The organism is Marinovum sp. 2_MG-2023 (genome assembly GCF_030548265.1).
GTDB lineage: Bacteria > Pseudomonadota > Alphaproteobacteria > Rhodobacterales > Rhodobacteraceae > Marinovum.
On the sequence record NZ_JAUOSD010000001.1, the window covers coordinates 467,830 to 484,328 of the forward strand.

Below are 16,499 nucleotides of genomic sequence, written 5' to 3' on the forward strand. Positions count from 1 at the left end.
CATGACAGCCATGCAGCACATCCGACGAGATATCTGATCTCTTCCGCTTCGCGCCCTTGGGCGCGGATATGCTTGCCTGTTATCTCCCATCACAACTTGACTTGACCGCGTGCCCTTGGCACCAATCGGGCTTCTTTCAGAGGATACCTCCATGATCGCTTCCGTTCTGCCGACCTACAATCGGGCAAAATTGCATTTCGTCAAAGGCGAAGGCAGCTGGCTGATCGAAGAGGACGGCCGCCGATTTCTCGACCTTGGCTCCGGTATTGCGGTCAATGTACTGGGCCATGCCCATCCCGCGCTGGTGTCGGCCCTGACCGAACAGGCCAATGCGCTTTGGCATGTCTCCAACCTCTATGAAATTCCCCAGCAAGAGGCGCTGGCGCAGAAGCTGGTCGATGCCAGTTTTGCCGATACGGTGTTTTTCACCAATTCCGGCACAGAGGCCTGTGAACTGGCGGTCAAAATGGCGCGCAAGCACCATTATGAAAACGGCGCCGCACAGCGGGTCGATATCCTGACCTTTGACGGCTGTTTCCATGGCCGGTCTTCTGCGGCGATTGCCGCCTCTGGCTCGGAAAAGATGATCAAGGGCTTCGGCCCGGTCCTGCCCGGGTTTGTCCATCTGGCGTGGGACGACCTGGATGCGGTGAAATCGGCAATCACCGACACGACCTGTGCCATCATGATCGAACCCATTCAGGGCGAAGGCGGCATTCGCGTGGCCTCTGACAGCTTCCTGCAAGAGCTGCGGGCGCTGTGCGATGCGCATGGTATCCTGCTGATTTTTGACGAAGTGCAATGCGGCATCGGGCGCAGCGGGCGGTTGTTTGCCCATGAATGGGCCGGTGTGACACCGGACATCATGATGGTGGCCAAGGGCATCGGCGGCGGCTTCCCGCTTGGCGCTGTGCTGGCAACAGAACAGGCCGCAAATGGCATGGTGGCTGGCACCCATGGCTCCACCTACGGGGGTAACCCGCTGGCCTGTGCCGTGGGCGGCGTTGTGATGGACCATGTCACCGATCCCGATTTCCTCGATGGCGTCAACCGCAAGGCCAGTTTGCTGCGGCAAAAGCTCGAGGCGCTGGTGGCCAGTCATCCAACGGTGTTTTCCGGGGTGCGCGGGCAGGGGCTGATGCTGGGTTTGAAATGCGTTGTGCCTGCGGGTGATGTCGTGGCGGCGGGTTATGCGTCTGAGGTCATCACCGTGCCTGCCGCAGACAATGTCGTGCGCCTGCTACCGCCCCTCAACATCACCGAAGACGACATCGCCCAAGCGATTTCGCGGCTCGACAGCGCGGCCACCGCGTTGAAAGCCTCCTGACCTTCTTCTGTTTGAAAATATCCCGGGGGTTTGGGGGCTGGCCCCCAATTCCGACATTAATCAAAAGCGAAACACCATGAAGCATTTCCTCGATATTCACAAAACCGATGCGGACGAGCTGCGTTCGATCATCACCAACGCCAGAGCGATGAAAGACGCCCGCCAGGGGCGCCCGTGCGGCGCGGCGGATGACACGCAACCGCTGGCCGGTCATATGGTGGCGTTGATTTTTGAAAAACCATCGACCCGGACCCGTGTCAGCTTTGATGTCGGTGTGCGCCAGATGGGCGGGGAAACCATGGTGCTGTCGGGCAATGACATGCAGCTGGGCCATGGTGAAACCATCGCGGATACCGCGCGGGTGCTGTCACGTTATGTTGATCTGATCATGATCCGCACCTTTGACGAATCGGTGCTGATGGAAATGGCGGAATATGCGGATGTGCCGGTGATCAACGGGCTGACCGATCGCACACATCCTTGCCAGATCATGGCCGACATCCTGACGTTCGAGGAACATCGCGGACCGATCAAAGGGAAAAAAGTCGTCTGGACCGGCGATGGCAACAACGTCTGTGCCTCTTTCCTGCATGCGGCGGGGCAGTTCGGGTTTGACATGGTCTTTACCGGCCCGGCGCAGCTTGACCCGGAGGCTGAATTTGTCGGTCTCGCCCGCCAGCAGGGGGTCAGCGTAACCATCGAGCGTGATCCCTATCGTGCGGTGGCCGGCGCCGATCTGATCGTGACCGACACCTGGGTGTCGATGCATGACAGCCAATCGTCGAAGGAACGCCGTCACAACATGCTGCGGCCTTATCAGGTGAATGCGGATCTGATGCGGCAGGCCAAACCGGATGCCCTGTTCATGCATTGCCTGCCGGCCCATCGCGAAGAAGAGGCGACCTCTGAAATCATGGATGGCCCGAATTCGGTGGTGTTTGACGAGGCCGAAAACCGCCTGCACGCGCAAAAAGCCGTCATGCGCTGGTGTTTGGGCGTCTGAGCCCCGCAACAAACGCTCTTTGCCCGCCGCCGGGCGCATCGCGGCGGGCACTTTGGCTTAGAGGTTGCGCAGAATTTCGCGCAGGCCCGGTTCCTCGACCATCATGGCGGCTTTGTCGGGGGTGACCCATTTGCGGATCCGTTCCCCGGCTTCGGGAAATGTCTCGGCAAGGCTGGCCACCCGGATTTTGTAGACTTGGGTCTGCACAATCACCGCAAGATCCGCTGACATGCGTTTGAGGTACTGAAAACTGCCGACGGGCCGTTTTTTCACTTTGACCGGTTTGACACCGGCCTCTTCCCAGGCCTCTTGCGCTGCGGTGCCGGGGCCGTCCAGCCCCTCGATCGGCCAGCCTTTGGGCAGCACCCAACGTCCGGTATCGCGGCTGGTGATCAACAAGACACGGCGCTTCTTGCCAGAGCCGCGCAAACATAGCGCTGCGATCTGGTGTTGGTTTTCTCGATCAGGAATAGCAGGCGACCTCTTTGGATCTCCGGCCTGAATTACACTCGTCATACACAATTTGCTCGTTCATTACGTCTCTTGTATCTCCAAGGTATATACGTTTCTGCCCTGGAAATCCAGACCGTTGCGATAATGGGTGGTGCTTTCGGGAAATTTGATTGATTTTGGCCGACATCAACAGAGTATAGGAAACCGACATGACGTCCCAGATCGGCATTTACGGGCTTGGCACCATGGGCAGCGCCCTGGCGTTGAATATGGCGGACAAAGGCATTCAGATCGCGGTCTCGAACCGCTCTGCTGCGGCGGTGCCCGAATTTCTGGCCGAGGCCGGGCAATTGGCGGACCGCATCGCGGGGTATGACAGTCTTGAGGCGATGATCGAGGCATTGCCGTGCCCGCGCACCATTTTGTTCATGATACCGTCAACCGGACCGATGGACGACATGATGGATCATGTCATTCCCTTGTTGTCGGCGGGGGACACGGTGATTGACGCAGGCAATGCCGATTTCCACGCGACGCGGGCGCGGTCCCAACGGCTGGCGGAACATGATCTGCATTTTGTTGGCATGGGCGTGTCCGGCGGCGAAGAAGGCGCGCGCGTCGGCCCGTCGATGATGGTCGGTGGCACCGTGCATAGCTGGGGTCTGTTGCAGCCCGTCGCCGAAGCGATTGCAGCCAAATTCGAGGGCGCGCCCTGTGTTGCGCATCTCGGGCCGGACGGGGCGGGGCATTTCGTGAAAATGGTCCACAATGGCATTGAATATGCCGACATGCAGGCGATTGCAGAGGTGTACGGCCTGCTGCGTTTTGGCGCGGGACAGGACCCTGCGGCCATTGCCGCACGTTTTGCCACATGGAACGAAGGCCCGCTGCAAAGCTTTCTGACCGAAATCACCGCCAAGACGCTGGCCTCGACCGATGACCAGACCGGGCAACCGATGGTGGATGTGATTGTCGACAGCGCCGGCCAAAAAGGCACCGGTCGTTGGACGGTGATCGAGGCGCTGAAACTTGGGCAATCGGCCAACACCATCGAAGCGGCGGTGGGCGCGCGTATCTGGTCCGCGCAGCGGAGCCGTCGCGCGGCGGCTGCGGATCTGTTCGACGGGCCGAGCGCGCTTGCCCCGCTGTCGGATGACGATCTTGAAAAAGCGCTGCTTGCCACCCGTATTCTGGGCCATTCCCAGGGGTTTGATGTCATGCAGGCCGGGTCGGATGAATATGGCTGGGATCTGGACATGGGGCAAATTGCCCGGATCTGGCGGGCGGGCTGTATCATTCGGTCGGCGCTTCTGGATGTGATTTCCGAGGCCTATGCGGATGCGGTGCCGGAGCAAACATTAATGTTGGCCCCGGCGATGCGCGACCGTCTGGCAGAGACACTTCCGGCGCTGCGACGGGTGGTCGGGGCCGCCGTTGCGGCGGGATACCCGCTGCCGGTGATGTCGGCGGCCTTGACCTGGTATGATGCTATGCGTCAGGCGCGCGGCTCTGCGGCGATGATTCAGGCCCAGCGCGATTTCTTTGGCCATCATGGCTTTGCGCGGTTTGATTCCGACGGTGCCCACCATGGCAGCTGGACGCGCTAAGGTGTTTCGACAGGCGGAACGGGGCGGAGCATTGTGCGCGGCCCGTGACCTCTGCCTGTGGCCTCTGCCCATGACTTCTGCCTGTGACTTCTGGCAGAAACAGAAAAGTGTTGCGGGGCGTCCGATACAGGGGCGCCCCGCAAACGTTTAATGGGCCGGTTTGATAAAGGTGTCGTTGCGCAATTCTGCAAATGCCTGCATCAGTTCTTCGCGCGTGTTCATGACGATGGGCCCGTGCCAGGCCACAGGTTCCTGGATCGGCGCGCCTGAAATCAGCAGGAACCGGATGCCTTCGGGGCCAGCCTGCACCGTGACCTCATCCCCGGTGCCAAACCGGATCAGCGTGCGGTTGCCGGACAGGTCGCGAATGTTCACTTCCTGACCTGCGACTTCCTTTTCCAGCAACACGCCCGTGGGACCAGAGGCATCGGCAAACGCGCCAGCCCCGTCAAACACATAGGCAAATGCCCGGCGATAGGTGTCGATCCTGAACGTCTTTTTCACCCCGGCCGGCACGGTTATGTCAAGGTACTGTGGATCGGCGGCAATGCCATCCACCGGGCCACGCTGGCCCCAGAAGGCGCCGGTGATCACCTTGACGCGTGTGCCATCGTCATCCACCACTTCGGGGATGTCGGAGCCTTGGATGTCCTGATAGCGCGGCGCGGTCATCTTCAGCGAAGAGGGCAGGTTGGCCCAAAGCTGAAAGCCATGCATCTGGCCTTTGGCGTTCCCCTTTGGCATTTCCTGATGCAGGATGCCCGACCCGGCGGTCATCCATTGTACCGACCCGGCGCCAAGCGTGCCGGAATTGCCAAGACTGTCGCCATGGTCCACCGTGCCATTCAGCACATAGGTGATGGTTTCAATCCCGCGATGGGGGTGCCAGGGAAATCCGGCGGTGTAATCTTCTGGCCGATCGCCGCGAAAATCATCAAACAACAGGAACGGATCCAGCTCGGATGGATCCTGAAATCCGAAAGCGCGGTGCAGCTTCACGCCGGCCCCTTCGGTTGTGGGAACGGCTTTGCGGGTCTCCAGTGTGGGTCTGAGGGACATGTCTGTCTCCTTTGCTCATGCGGTTGGCATAAAGATAGACCTGCGCATTCATTTCGGCAAATCCTTCCGCTGAACTGTCACTGTGCGCCAGTTCACAGGCTGGCCTGTTATCGGCCCCCTCGCGTCTGGAAGATATCCGGGCTATAGGGCGAAGCCAAAGAGCGGTCGGGAGAGAATGATGTCAGAGGTTGTTGCGGAACTGCGGGCGTCCGCGGTGCGTCGGGTGATTGGCGTGGTGATGATGTTCGCGCTTGGGGCGCTGTTGCTGTACCTCGCGCTTGCCAATTCCTTTTCCAATCTGCTGTGGCAGGTTTTGTTGATTGCCTTGGCTGCGGGCGCGATGTTTGCCGCCATGCGGATGCAGCGCGCCACATCGCTGGTGTTGAGTTTGACCGACACGGGTCTGTATGATTCCGACGGTCTGTTGATTGCCGAATATGACAATATCGAAGCGGTCGAACGCGGCATGCTGGCATTCAAACCGTCCAACGGTTTCATGATCCGCACCAAGACGCCACAGGCGCGGCGCTGGCGTCCGGGGCTCTATTGGATCATGGGGCGGCGTATCGGAATCGGCGGCGTGACGGCAGCATCGCATTCGAAATTCATGGCCGACATGATGAACATGAAACTGTCCGAACGCGCAGGGCGGTTGTAATCACATAAACAGGCCGGGCATTTCTGCCCGACCTGCCGCTGGCCACTTCCTGTCTGGAAAGAGAGCAGATTGGGGGTTAGTTCCCCAACCAGACAAGTTGAGGCGCAAAACGTGGGCGCGTGAAGACACGTGAATTCATCACATGGTCTTCAAATCCCAGGTCAATCGGCCATTCGTAGTTCAGAAAGCTGTCCACAACGATCAGCTGCTCGGCGTTCACCATCACGGGCAGCATCGCTTGCGCGTTGATCAGATCGCTGTCGGTCAACGGTTGGGCATGCGCGCCGCGCACCTGGCTCCATTCGATTTCATAGCGATCGTCGCGGCCGTTGTAGGACACCACGGAAACCCGCAGCGTGCTTTCGGCGTCACTTGACCCGGTCAGAAAGGTGAACAGCGACTTGGCGCTGTCGACATAAACCGGGGTGATATAGTTGGTTTCCCGCGAAAGCATGTCGCTGATGGTAAAGGTCGCCTTGTCGCCCAGGCTGTCTTTGCGGAATGCATCGTAGAACGCCATTGTGGCCACGATGGTCGCCAGCAGGAACGGCAGGAATATCATGGCCTCGACATTGACGCCGCCGCGCGCATCCGTGCCAAATTTGCGCAAATGAAGCGAGAGTTTGTTAAGAATTTTAACGATCATACCTGTTACCTCGGTTCTTGAACAAAGGAGGTGGCGGCAAGCAGCGCATAGTCACCTGCTTGATCCTTGTGCACGGCCTCTGCCCACCAGGTCAGCGGAAAGATGGGCGAGATCTTGGCGCAGGCCCGCATCACCATCAGCTGGTTTTCCAGACCGTTTTCAAAGGCGCGGACCGGGGCGACCTCTAGCGAGTTGTCGGTGCAATCCGCCGTGGCGGGAAGGGCGGCCCAATTGCGCAGATCACGTTGCACCATTTCCAGACGCAGGTTTTCTTCACAGTTTGGCAGGATAACCGCACGGTCACAGATCATATCCTTGATCTGGGAATGCTGTGGGGCGCTGCCGGTGCTGAGACGAATGGTGCGCACCACCTGATCCAATGCACGTTCAAGCATGGTGGCCCGTGCGGTGTAGGCCCCGACCTCCAATGCGGCCAGCAGGGTGAAAATGATCAGCGGCAACCAGATGGCAAAGGCCACTGTTTCGACCGAACCGGCCTCGTCCCGGCGGAAACGGCGCAGATATTGGTTTATCCGATGGGTCATTGGGTCAACCTCAATTGAGAGATGGTGCGGGCAATGGATGCAAAGGCATCCGAGATTTCCACGCCCTGCACGTCAAAGTAATGCGAAGGAGAGGAGGCACAGTCCTGCATGGCGTCCAACCCACGCTGCGGCGCTTCAAATCCGATGGCAAAGACCACAATCCCTGCATCTCTGGCACCTTGGCAGATGGTCTCCAGGCGAGCGTCGGCATGGTCCGCGCCGACAATGCTTTCATAGGCGTAATACTCGTCATAATAGTCGCTATAAGGGATCTGACCGTTCTGATAGGGCGTGCGGAAGAATTTATAGGCGCGCGCACGGGTGCCCCAGCGGGCGAAAACCTCTGCGTTCGACATTTGCCGGGCCGAGTTGCCACCATCGGGGGTCGTGCGATATTTGTAGCTGTAGTAGGAGTTTTCGTAACGGTCCCAGTAATAGACGTCTGCGACGGTGCCCGGCAGGTCAATGATCCGCGAGGAAAACCGATCGTTTGACGCATCGTTGTCACCGCGATCATCAATAAAGATTTGCGACATGCCGGTCTGATAGGCGGGCTTCAGGTCGTATTCGGTGGTATTGGCCCCGTCGGTCATCAGCACGATGATCTTCAGCGTATCCATGTCTGTGAAGGCCACAGGACGTCCAGAGACAACCTGGTCGATATGACCATCGCTGATCATGTCGGTCACAAGGTCCTGGGCACTGGGGTCCAGCAGCGCCGTGCCCCATTTCATCCCCAGGTCGATGGCGGTGTTGCCGCCGGCACCCAAGGCGTCGATATGCGCGTTCAGAGCATCCGCATCATTGCTGTGCACAAGCATAGATCCGTAATCGTCATCCGGGCACCAGGAATTGGTAATCGCGGTCGAATTTTCATTGGAACTGTTCATGTCGAAGTGGCTCAACCGATCCAGTTCCGCCGTGCGGGAAATGCCCAGGGTGTTGAAGGCACTGTCGGGAAACACCGCGCAGCTGGAATAGTTATGTTCCGCCGAGAGGTTGAAATACTGGGAGACGATGGACCCCAGATTTACGGTGGCGTTATAGCTGACCAGGTTCACGGTGGTCAGGCTGGGCGAATCTGCGGGCTGGATCACTGCGTCGACAAATTCACGTGCTGCGGCGCGCAGGTTCTGGATCTTGCTGTTCGATCCCATCGACCCCGACCGGTCCAACACAAGCGAGATTTCCACATTGGCCATGATCTCTGTGGCCTGACCGGCAGCGGGGGCCACCATTTCGTCGATGCCAATGATCCCCAGAAACAGGGAATCCGATGTTTGCGACGCTGTGGCGGTCACGGTCCGGTAGCTGACGCCATCATCCACCGTGGTTGAGGTCAATGTATCGGCCACACCGGATTTGGTGAAATAGTCTTGCACCACCGAAGCCGGATCAAGTTCCTGTTCCAGGTCGGCAGCCGCCAGAACCGCCCGGTCGAGCGTGCCCTGAAGCTTTGTGCGCTTCATTTCGTTCATCATCAGATCGACGCCGAAGCCACAGATGGCAATGATGCCGACAAAGATGATCATCGCCAGAACCGTGATGGTGCCGGTTTCGTCGGAACGAAAGCTTTTTGTTCGTGCTGTGACCCTTCCCCCCCAGGAAGACAGCGGACCGCAGGTGTCCAATTGCATTCGAAATTCCTCATTACAATTGCCCGGCCTTCACCAGTGTGTCGCCAAAAGGGCGGGTGCAGATTGCGGCGCTGGGCAGACTTCGCGCTGCAGTCTGTTGTGCGGGAAGAAGGCGGCGGAAATATGGCAAGCCTTTGTCAAATAAGGGGTTTTTGTCTCTTGTTGCGCATTAGTGGGCGGGGGTTTCCGGTATTGTCCGGGCAATAGAAACAAATTGAACCTTTTTTGGCAGAAATTGTGCCCTGTTGTGGCGGCCGCCGGGTGGGGTGCCACATTCCGGTTTCTGATCCTGATGTGCTGACCCCTATTTGCTGACCCTGATCTGTTGATACTGGTCTGCTGGCACTGGTCTGCTGAAACGGCCCGGCGGGTCTGGTCTGGCGGTGCCGGTCCGGCGGGTCTGGCTCGCCGCACCCGAGCTGGCAAGTTCTGTTTCACAAAGTTTTTTCACCATGTGAAGCAATCAGAAAAGAATTCACTCGCAACTCTTAACTATGACGTCATAGGCTTGGTTCAAAAACAAAATAGATGGCGAGTCACACATCACTTAACGGAGGACACCCTATGCAGCCTGCCAATGAGCCGACATTTCGCGAAAGCGTGGATCTGATGTTCAATCGCGCCGTGGCGCTGATGGACCTTCCACCGGGGCTGGAAGAGAAAATCCGGGTCTGCAACGCCACCTATACCGTGCGTTTTGGCGTGCGCCTGCGGGGGCGTATCCAGACCTTTACCGGCTATCGGTCCGTGCATTCCGAACATATGGAACCGGTCAAAGGCGGTATTCGCTATTCCAACGCGGTCAATCAGGACGAGGTCGAAGCGCTTGCCGCTTTGATGACCTATAAATGCTCTCTGGTCGAAGCGCCGTTTGGCGGCTCCAAGGGGGGATTGTGTATCGACCCGCGGCAATATGATGAACATGAGCTTGAACAGATCACCCGGCGGTTTGCCTATGAGCTGGCCAAGCGCGATCTGATCCATCCAAGCCAGAACGTGCCAGCCCCCGACATGGGCACCGGCGAACGTGAAATGGCCTGGATCGCGGATCAATACGCCCGGATGAACACCACCGACATCAATGCCCGCGCCTGTGTGACCGGCAAACCGTTGAATGCCGGCGGCATTGCCGGCCGGGTCGAGGCGACGGGACGGGGGGTGCAATATGCCCTGCGCGAATTCTTTCGGGATGATCGCGGTGTTGCCAAGGCGAACCTGTCCGGGACGCTGGATGGCAAACGGGTGATCGTTCAGGGGTTGGGCAACGTGGGCTATCACGCCGCCAAATTTCTGCAAGAAGAAGACGGCTGTTTGATCACCGGCATTATCGAACGCGATGGTGCGCTGTTCAGTGCCGATGGGCTGAATGTCGAGGCGGTACACGAATGGATCGTCAAACACGGCGGTGTGACCGGATTCCCCGATGCATCGCATCATGCCGAAGGGGCGGCGGTGCTGGAGGAAGAATGCGATATTCTGATCCCGGCCGCGCTGGAAGGTGTGATCAACATGTCCAATGCCGAACGGGTCAAGGCACCGTTGATCATCGAGGCCGCCAATGGCCCGGTGACCGCCGGGGCGGATGACATCCTGCGCAAGAAGGGCACAGTGATCATTCCAGACATGTATGCCAATGCCGGCGGTGTGACCGTGTCCTATTTCGAATGGGTCAAGAACCTCAGCCATATTCGGTTTGGCCGCATGCAGCGCCGTCAGGAAGAGGCGCGGCATGAATTGATCGTGCGCGAACTTGAACGGCTCGACCAGCATCTGGGCGGGGCCTGGTCAATGACGCCGGACTTCAAGGCCAAATATCTGCGCGGCGCGGATGAATTGGAATTGGTGCGGTCCGGGTTGGATGACACGATGCGCATTGCCTATCAGTCGATGCGCGACATCTGGCATGGGCGGGACGACGTCGAGGATCTGCGCACCGCTGCCTATCTGGTGTCGATCAGCAAGGTTGCAGCCAGCTATCGCGCCAAGGGGCTCTGAGGTCACAGGCCGGGGATTGCCGGGGATTGCCCGGCAAAGTGACCCTGCAAAGAGACCTCGCACAGAGAAACGGAACGCGCGCCCGAACCGGCGCGCGTTTCCTTTTGCGCATGGCCGGGCGGAACTGGCGGTCGCACGCAACCCGCTGCATATTTCCACGCTTGGCCCCGTTGCAAAGCGACGGTTGCCCCGCCTGATCCGGTCCGGGATTTGCCACCCACCCCCGGTGGATTTACCAAAAATCAGCGTTAATCGCCTTGATCTTGCCACTTTTATGCCCACGGCGCCCACGATTTCCCCCGCAGAAGTGATCGTTGCGCAGACAACTATTTTGCGCCCGAAGGGGAAAGATCGCCATGTCAGAATTTGCCAGAAACGCCAAAGCCGCCGCCGCGCGGTTTTGCCGGGCCGAAGGGGGAAACGCCACAATTCTGTCGGTATACATGTCGTTGGCGATCCTTTTGACCACGGGGGCGGCCATTGACGTCATGCGCTACGAAGCGGTGCGCACCAAAATGCAGCACGTGCTTGACCGGGCGGTTCTGGCGGCGGCGGATCTTGACCAAAAGGGCGACCCGGCAGAGGTCGCACAGGATTATGTGACTGCGGCGGGGCTGGGGGCTGCGCTGACCGATGTCAGCGTCGACGATGGTTTGAACTATCGCACCGTCACCGCCATCGGCCAGACAGATGTCGAAACCTTTTTCATGCGGTTGGGCGGCATCGACAGTTTGAACGCCCCGGCGCTGAGCGTGGCGGAGGAAAAGATATCCAAGGTCGAAATCTCGATGGTGCTCGATATTTCGGGGTCGATGGGATCAAACAGCAAGATCGAAAACCTGCGCGCTGCGGGCAAGGAATTTGTCGATACGGTGATCACGCCAACCGAAAACGCGTTGGATATGACGACAATCTCGGTCGTGCCATATAATGCCACGGTCAATCTGGGGCCTTTGGTGTCGCAATATTTCAATATCGAGGACACCCATGCCTATTCCAACTGCGTGATTTTCGCCGATGATGAATTCGATACCGTCGACATCACCGGCACGCAGCTTCTGAAACGGCTGGCGCATTTTGATCGCTATTCTTCCAGCGAAAGCACGCTCTCCATTTCCAGCCCTTGGTGCGCCGATGATGATTATGGCGAAATCGTTGTGGCATCGAGCGATGCGCAGGCGTTGAAGGATCACATCGACTCGCTTGGGGCAGGGGGCAACACCGCCATTGATCTGGGCATGAAATGGGGCGCGGCCCTTTTGTCGGACAAGGTGCAGCCGGTGTTTGATGCGATGCGTGCCAATGGCCATCTTGGCGCCTCTGCAACCGATCGCCCCGCGACCTTTACCGATACAGAGGCGATGAAGGTCGTGGTGCTGATGACCGATGGGCAAAACACAACGGAATATGACCTGAAACCCCAGTTCAAAACCGAATGGTCCGACATCTGGATTGACGAACGGGGCAATGGCATCGGGTCCGATGACCGGTTTTCGGTGCTGGTGGATGACAATTCCGGCAGCCTTAACGACGAATATTTCTGGCTGCGTTACGAAAATTACGGCTGGTCTTATCGCTATCGCAACGCCCCCGACGGGGCCAACGCCCGCCGGATGAAAAATGCCGAAGTCTATGCCAGATTCGGGGTCAAGGCAGTGGCCAGGAAGTTCTGGGAGAAGCCCAAGAACGACGGCCATATCTCCTATAATACCTATTCCGACATCTACTATGGCTCGACTTCGATCGTGAATGGCACCCAGGCCGACACCCGGCTGTCAGAGATTTGTGGCGTGGCGCGGGACAAGGGGATTGTGGTCTTTGCCATCGCGTTTGAGGCCCCCTCTGGCGGTCAGGCGGCCTTGCAGGACTGTGCCTCGTCGCCGTCGCATTACTTTGCCGTCGAAGGCATCGAAATCACCGAAACCTTCCATGCCATCGCACGGCAAATCAATAATTTGAGGCTGATCCAATGAGATCAATGATGCGGGCCGCAGCCCGCCGGTTCTGTCGTGACGAACGTGGCACAGCCACCATAGATTTCGCGATTATCGTCACGATGTTTGCCACCATTTTGGGCGCCAGCGTCGAGATGGGGTATTTGAATATTCGGCACGCCATGCTGGAACGCGGGCTGGATACCACCGTGCGCGAGCTCCGGCTGGCGACCGGGTTTGTGCCGGGCCATGATGCGATCCGGCAATCGATCTGTGATCGGGCCGGAATCATTACCGATTGCGCCGAAAACCTCCGACTGGAAATGAAGGTGGTCGATCCACGCTCGTTCGAGGCCATCCCCGGCAGTGCCGATTGCCGCAATGCAGATCAGGAGGCGCGCCCGCTGCGCAATTTTCAGGCCGGTGCCGCCAATGAGCTTATGCTGTTGCGGGCCTGTCTGATGTTCAAACCTGTGTTTCCGACCAGCGGGCTGGCGGCGGAATTGAGCAAGGACAATGAAGGTTATGCCGCGCTTGTCGCGACCTCTGCCTTTGTTCAGGAGCCGAGATGACCCCCATGTTGCACAAGATTCAGAAATTCCTGCAGGACGGTCGCGGCAATGCTTCGATCGAAATCGCGATCTTTGCCCCGTTGTTGATCTTCCTTCTGGGGGCGGCCTATGTCTATTTCGACGCCTATCGCCAGCGGGCGATCAACACCAATGCCGCCTATACCATTTCGGATGCGCTCAGCCGGGAAACCGATGCGGTCACCAATGGGTATATGGACGGGATGCACGACATGCTGTCCTTTCTTGCCCGGTCCGGCGATCAGGTTGGATTGCGGGTGACAATGGTGCGTTGGAACAAGAACAAGAATGCCTATCGTCGGGATTGGTCCAAAACGCGCGGCCCGCTGTATCCGCTGAAAAATCGTGATCTGAACACGACCCTGGTCGATAACTTGCCCAGCTTGCTGCACAACGAACGGGTGATCGTGGTCGAAACCTCGTCAATTTACACACCGCCGCTGAACATCCCCGGGATAGATAGCCAGGAAATGTACACATTGGCCTTCAGCCGCCCACGGTTTGCGCCGCAATTGGTCTGGTCGGACAATTAGGCGCCCGATTTCGGCGGCCATCACCCGCCTGATCGGCCTGTTGTTGCCGATTACAGGGGTTTGCGCATAGAGATGTCGGCGCGGGGCTGGAGACCGGGCAGAAATTGTCCTATCTCACCCCGCAAGACAGGAGATCCAATATGCGTTTTTTACTGGTGACATGCTTTGCCCTGATGCCCGCCGCGACCCTGGCGGCCAACCCGGATTGTGCGGTCTTTGGTGAAATCGTCGACAAGATCGTGGCCGAACGTCAGGACGGGGCGGTGATAAACGCGTCGATGGAAACCGTTGCCGGAGAGTATACTGGCCGCAAGAAACGGTTTGTGCCAACCATCCCGGCGCTGGCGGAATGGGTGTATTCCCTGCCAGAGGCGGATCTGAGCGCGGGGCCGGGCGATGTTTTTGCGGAACAATGCAACGCGCAATAATGTAAATTGATGCAGAACTGCCCTGACCCGGCTGCGGCGGACTCGACTCTTGCCACGCTGGGTAGGATACATTGACTTATGAGCCTGCCCCCGGGATTCCTTGATGAATTGCGCAGCCGCACATCCATTGTCGATGTGGTCGGCCGCAAAGTCATGTGGGACACCCGCAAAAGCAATCAGGGCAAGGGCGACATGTGGGCGCCATGCCCCTTCCATCAGGAAAAAAGCGCGTCTTTTCATGTGGATGACCGCAAGGGATTCTATTATTGCTTTGGCTGTCATGCCAAGGGGGATGCGCTGAAATTCATCAGTGAAACCGAAAATGTCGGTTTCATGCAGGCGGTGGAGATTCTGGCAGAAGAAGCCGGGATGCAGATGCCGGCACGCGATCCAAGGGCCCGCGAAAAGGCGGATCGCCGGACGCTTTTGATCAATGTGATGGAACAGGCGGTGCAATATTTCCGTCTGCAATTGGGCACCGGCGCGGCGGCGGCGGCGCGCGATTACCTGAACCGTCGCGGTCTGGCCCCCGAAACACTAGAGAAATTCGAAATCGGTTTTGCCCCCGACGCATGGCAGGGGCTGTGGGACCATTTGCGATCCAAGGACGTGCCGGAAGAGCTGATTTTTGCCGCCGGTCTGGCCAAACCCAGCCAGAAGGGCGGGCGGCCCTATGACACGTTTCGCGGGCGGATCATGTATCCGATCCGCGATGGGCGCGGCGCGGCGATCGCCTTTGGCGGGCGGGCCATGGACCCGAATGACAACGCCAAATATCTGAATTCGCCTGAAACGGAATTGTTCGACAAGGGCCGCAATCTCTATAATCACGGGCCCGCGCGTGAGGCGGCGGGCAAAGGTTTGCCGTTGATCGTGGCCGAAGGGTATATGGATGTGATTGCGCTGGTGGAGGGCGGTTTTGGTGCCGCTGTTGCGCCGCTTGGCACCGCCGTGACCGAAGACCAATTGCGGCTGATGTGGCGCATCTCGGATGAGCCGATCATCGCGCTGGATGGTGACACCGCTGGTCTGCGGGCTGCGCATCGGCTGATTGATCTGGCGCTGCCTTTGTTGGAGGCCGGGAAATCCCTGCGCTTTGCCTTGATGCCAGAAGGGCAGGATCCTGACGATTTGCTGCGGGCCAAAGGCGCCAAAGCGGTGCAGGCGCTTCTGGATCAGGCGCTTCCGATGGTGCAATTACTGTGGCGGCGCGAAACCGAAGGCCGGGTGCTGGACAGCCCCGAGCGAAAGGCCGCGCTGGACAAGGCGTTGCGCGCCAAGATCACCTTGATCAAGGATCCATCAATCCGAAGCCATTACGGTCAGGCGGTCAAGGATCTGCGTTGGGAATTGTTCACCGCCGCCCGGCGCAAACCCAATGCCAGGACATGGCAGCCCGGCAACAAGAAACCCTGGCGACGCGATGCACCGGAATCGGCCAGAGCCCGAACAAAATCCTCGCTTCTTGCCTCGGCGGATGATGCCGGGTTTGTATCAATGCGCGAGGCGGTGATCCTGGCCGCCACCGTTCAGACCCCCGCCGTTGCGCTGGAATTCGAACATGCGCTGGAACAATTGCGCTGTTCCGATCCAGAACATGCCCATCTGCGCGACCTGATTTTGCGCCACGCCCAACCGGATGGCAGCGCGCTGCAATCAGAAATCCAACATGCAATGGGACCGGAGGCCCTTGAAAACCTGCTGTCCATGGGCCATGTGGCTATCATCCCATGTGTGCGTCGACCCGGAGACATCGAATTGGCCCGTATGACATTGGCCGAGGAATTCGCCAAACTGACCGCGCGTCAGGGACTGCAGGACGAGATGGAAGAGGCCGCCGAAGATCTGGATCATGTGACCGATGAAGCGGTGACATACCGGTTGGGTCAGGCGGCAGAGGCGCGCAACCGTGCGCAATCCGGGGTACAGGACGACAAGACAGAATATGACACCGGACCGAACGGCGCGCGAATCAATCGCGATGAACGCAACGAACTTGACGCGCTGCTGGATCGCATCACCTATGCCAAACGACGAAAATAACGCGGTTTGGTGAGGAATTAGTAGAAAAATACAAGTAAAAC

At 58.6% G+C, this 16,499-nt stretch carries 15 protein-coding genes; 10 read left to right on the top strand and 5 right to left on the bottom strand.

Features of this window, described 5'->3' with window-relative positions; all coding sequences use genetic code 11:
• The first annotated feature begins 151 nt into the window (after nt 1-151).
• Nucleotides 152-1,327 carry an aspartate aminotransferase family protein gene (locus tag Q4577_RS02345; RefSeq protein WP_303466720.1) on the top strand — a complete coding sequence of 392 codons (1,176 nt, stop codon included), beginning with the start codon at nt 152-154 and terminating at the stop codon, nt 1,325-1,327.
• 76 nt (nt 1,328-1,403) lie between these two features.
• Nucleotides 1,404-2,330: an ornithine carbamoyltransferase gene (gene argF, locus Q4577_RS02350; RefSeq protein WP_303466718.1), complete on the top strand. Its 927-nt coding sequence runs from the start codon at nt 1,404-1,406 to the stop codon at nt 2,328-2,330.
• Between the two features lie 57 nt (nt 2,331-2,387).
• On the opposite strand, the gene Q4577_RS02355 is transcribed toward argF, so the two are convergent.
• Nucleotides 2,388-2,846: an NUDIX hydrolase gene (locus tag Q4577_RS02355; RefSeq protein ID WP_303466716.1), complete on the bottom strand. Its 459-nt coding sequence runs from the start codon at nt 2,844-2,846 to the stop codon at nt 2,388-2,390.
• 146 nt (nt 2,847-2,992) lie between these two features.
• Here Q4577_RS02355 and gndA point away from each other — a divergent pair, with 146 nt between their 5' ends.
• Nucleotides 2,993-4,390: an NADP-dependent phosphogluconate dehydrogenase gene (gndA, locus tag Q4577_RS02360; RefSeq protein WP_303466714.1), complete on the top strand. Its 1,398-nt coding sequence runs from the start codon at nt 2,993-2,995 to the stop codon at nt 4,388-4,390.
• Between the two features lie 147 nt (nt 4,391-4,537).
• Here the strand turns inward: gndA and Q4577_RS02365 are convergent, their stop codons facing one another.
• On the bottom strand, nt 4,538-5,449 hold the full coding sequence (locus Q4577_RS02365; RefSeq protein ID WP_303466712.1) for a pirin family protein: 912 nt from the start codon (nt 5,447-5,449) through the stop codon (nt 4,538-4,540).
• A gap of 178 nt (nt 5,450-5,627) precedes the next feature.
• Between Q4577_RS02365 and Q4577_RS02370 the strand changes: the two genes are divergently transcribed.
• Nucleotides 5,628-6,107, top strand: a complete 480-nt coding sequence (locus tag Q4577_RS02370; protein ID WP_244691657.1) for a hypothetical protein — start codon at nt 5,628-5,630, stop codon at nt 6,105-6,107.
• 76 nt (nt 6,108-6,183) lie between these two features.
• Here the strand turns inward: Q4577_RS02370 and Q4577_RS02375 are convergent, their stop codons facing one another.
• Genes Q4577_RS02375 through Q4577_RS02385 form a run of 3 tightly spaced genes read right to left on the bottom strand, consistent with a single transcriptional unit; the run spans nt 6,184 to nt 8,935 of the window.
• Nucleotides 6,184-6,753, bottom strand: a complete 570-nt coding sequence (locus tag Q4577_RS02375) for a TadE/TadG family type IV pilus assembly protein (RefSeq protein ID WP_244691655.1) — start codon at nt 6,751-6,753, stop codon at nt 6,184-6,186.
• Between the two features lie 5 nt (nt 6,754-6,758).
• Nucleotides 6,759-7,298: a TadE/TadG family type IV pilus assembly protein gene (locus Q4577_RS02380; protein WP_244691652.1), complete on the bottom strand. Its 540-nt coding sequence runs from the start codon at nt 7,296-7,298 to the stop codon at nt 6,759-6,761.
• A complete protein-coding gene (locus tag Q4577_RS02385) occupies nt 7,295-8,935 on the bottom strand; it encodes a TadE/TadG family type IV pilus assembly protein (protein WP_303466706.1) in 1,641 nt (546 codons plus the stop codon). Before Q4577_RS02385 ends, Q4577_RS02380 begins: the two co-directional genes overlap by 4 nt.
• A gap of 564 nt (nt 8,936-9,499) precedes the next feature.
• Here Q4577_RS02385 and Q4577_RS02390 point away from each other — a divergent pair.
• The 6 genes from Q4577_RS02390 to dnaG all read left to right on the top strand — a co-directional run bounded on the left by Q4577_RS02390 (nt 9,500) and on the right by dnaG (nt 16,458).
• The gene (locus Q4577_RS02390; protein ID WP_303466704.1) at nt 9,500-10,930 is read left to right on the top strand and encodes a Glu/Leu/Phe/Val dehydrogenase; all 1,431 of its coding nucleotides are present in this window, start codon (nt 9,500-9,502) and stop codon (nt 10,928-10,930) included.
• 356 nt (nt 10,931-11,286) lie between these two features.
• Nucleotides 11,287-12,903 carry a TadE/TadG family type IV pilus assembly protein gene (locus tag Q4577_RS02395; RefSeq protein WP_303466702.1) on the top strand — a complete coding sequence of 539 codons (1,617 nt, stop codon included), beginning with the start codon at nt 11,287-11,289 and terminating at the stop codon, nt 12,901-12,903.
• Nucleotides 12,900-13,436 carry a TadE/TadG family type IV pilus assembly protein gene (locus Q4577_RS02400; RefSeq protein WP_244691377.1) on the top strand — a complete coding sequence of 179 codons (537 nt, stop codon included), beginning with the start codon at nt 12,900-12,902 and terminating at the stop codon, nt 13,434-13,436. Before Q4577_RS02395 ends, Q4577_RS02400 begins: the two co-directional genes overlap by 4 nt.
• Entirely contained in the window at nt 13,433-13,987 is a 555-nt protein-coding gene (locus Q4577_RS02405; protein WP_244691376.1) for a TadE/TadG family type IV pilus assembly protein, read from the top strand. Before Q4577_RS02400 ends, Q4577_RS02405 begins: the two co-directional genes overlap by 4 nt.
• 140 nt (nt 13,988-14,127) lie before the next feature.
• Nucleotides 14,128-14,415, top strand: coding sequence for a DNA primase (locus Q4577_RS02410; protein ID WP_244691375.1), 288 nt, complete (start codon nt 14,128-14,130; stop codon nt 14,413-14,415).
• Between the two features lie 78 nt (nt 14,416-14,493).
• Nucleotides 14,494-16,458, top strand: a complete 1,965-nt coding sequence (gene dnaG, locus Q4577_RS02415; RefSeq protein ID WP_303466701.1) for a DNA primase — start codon at nt 14,494-14,496, stop codon at nt 16,456-16,458.
• The last annotated feature ends 41 nt before the right edge of the window (nt 16,459-16,499 follow it).

Bases quoted from the DNA above. Each gene is read 5' to 3' on its own strand.
- Q4577_RS02400 (WP_244691377.1), top strand. From the start codon at position 12,900: ATGAGATCAATGATGCGGGCCGCAGCCCGCCGGTTCTGTCGTGACGAA.
- Q4577_RS02385 (WP_303466706.1), bottom strand. From the start codon at position 8,935: ATGCAATTGGACACCTGCGGTCCGCTGTCTTCCTGGGGGGGAAGGGTC.
- Q4577_RS02410 (WP_244691375.1), top strand. From the start codon at position 14,128: ATGCGTTTTTTACTGGTGACATGCTTTGCCCTGATGCCCGCCGCGACC.
- Q4577_RS02380 (WP_244691652.1), bottom strand. From the start codon at position 7,298: ATGACCCATCGGATAAACCAATATCTGCGCCGTTTCCGCCGGGACGAG.
- Q4577_RS02365 (WP_303466712.1), bottom strand. From the start codon at position 5,449: ATGTCCCTCAGACCCACACTGGAGACCCGCAAAGCCGTTCCCACAACC.
- Q4577_RS02375 (WP_244691655.1), bottom strand. From the start codon at position 6,753: ATGATCGTTAAAATTCTTAACAAACTCTCGCTTCATTTGCGCAAATTT.
- Q4577_RS02345 (WP_303466720.1), top strand. From the start codon at position 152: ATGATCGCTTCCGTTCTGCCGACCTACAATCGGGCAAAATTGCATTTC.
- Q4577_RS02405 (WP_244691376.1), top strand. From the start codon at position 13,433: ATGACCCCCATGTTGCACAAGATTCAGAAATTCCTGCAGGACGGTCGC.
- Q4577_RS02370 (WP_244691657.1), top strand. From the start codon at position 5,628: ATGTCAGAGGTTGTTGCGGAACTGCGGGCGTCCGCGGTGCGTCGGGTG.
- Q4577_RS02395 (WP_303466702.1), top strand. From the start codon at position 11,287: ATGTCAGAATTTGCCAGAAACGCCAAAGCCGCCGCCGCGCGGTTTTGC.
- Q4577_RS02355 (WP_303466716.1), bottom strand. From the start codon at position 2,846: ATGACGAGTGTAATTCAGGCCGGAGATCCAAAGAGGTCGCCTGCTATT.
- argF (WP_303466718.1), top strand. From the start codon at position 1,404: ATGAAGCATTTCCTCGATATTCACAAAACCGATGCGGACGAGCTGCGT.
- gndA (WP_303466714.1), top strand. From the start codon at position 2,993: ATGACGTCCCAGATCGGCATTTACGGGCTTGGCACCATGGGCAGCGCC.
- dnaG (WP_303466701.1), top strand. From the start codon at position 14,494: ATGAGCCTGCCCCCGGGATTCCTTGATGAATTGCGCAGCCGCACATCC.
- Q4577_RS02390 (WP_303466704.1), top strand. From the start codon at position 9,500: ATGCAGCCTGCCAATGAGCCGACATTTCGCGAAAGCGTGGATCTGATG.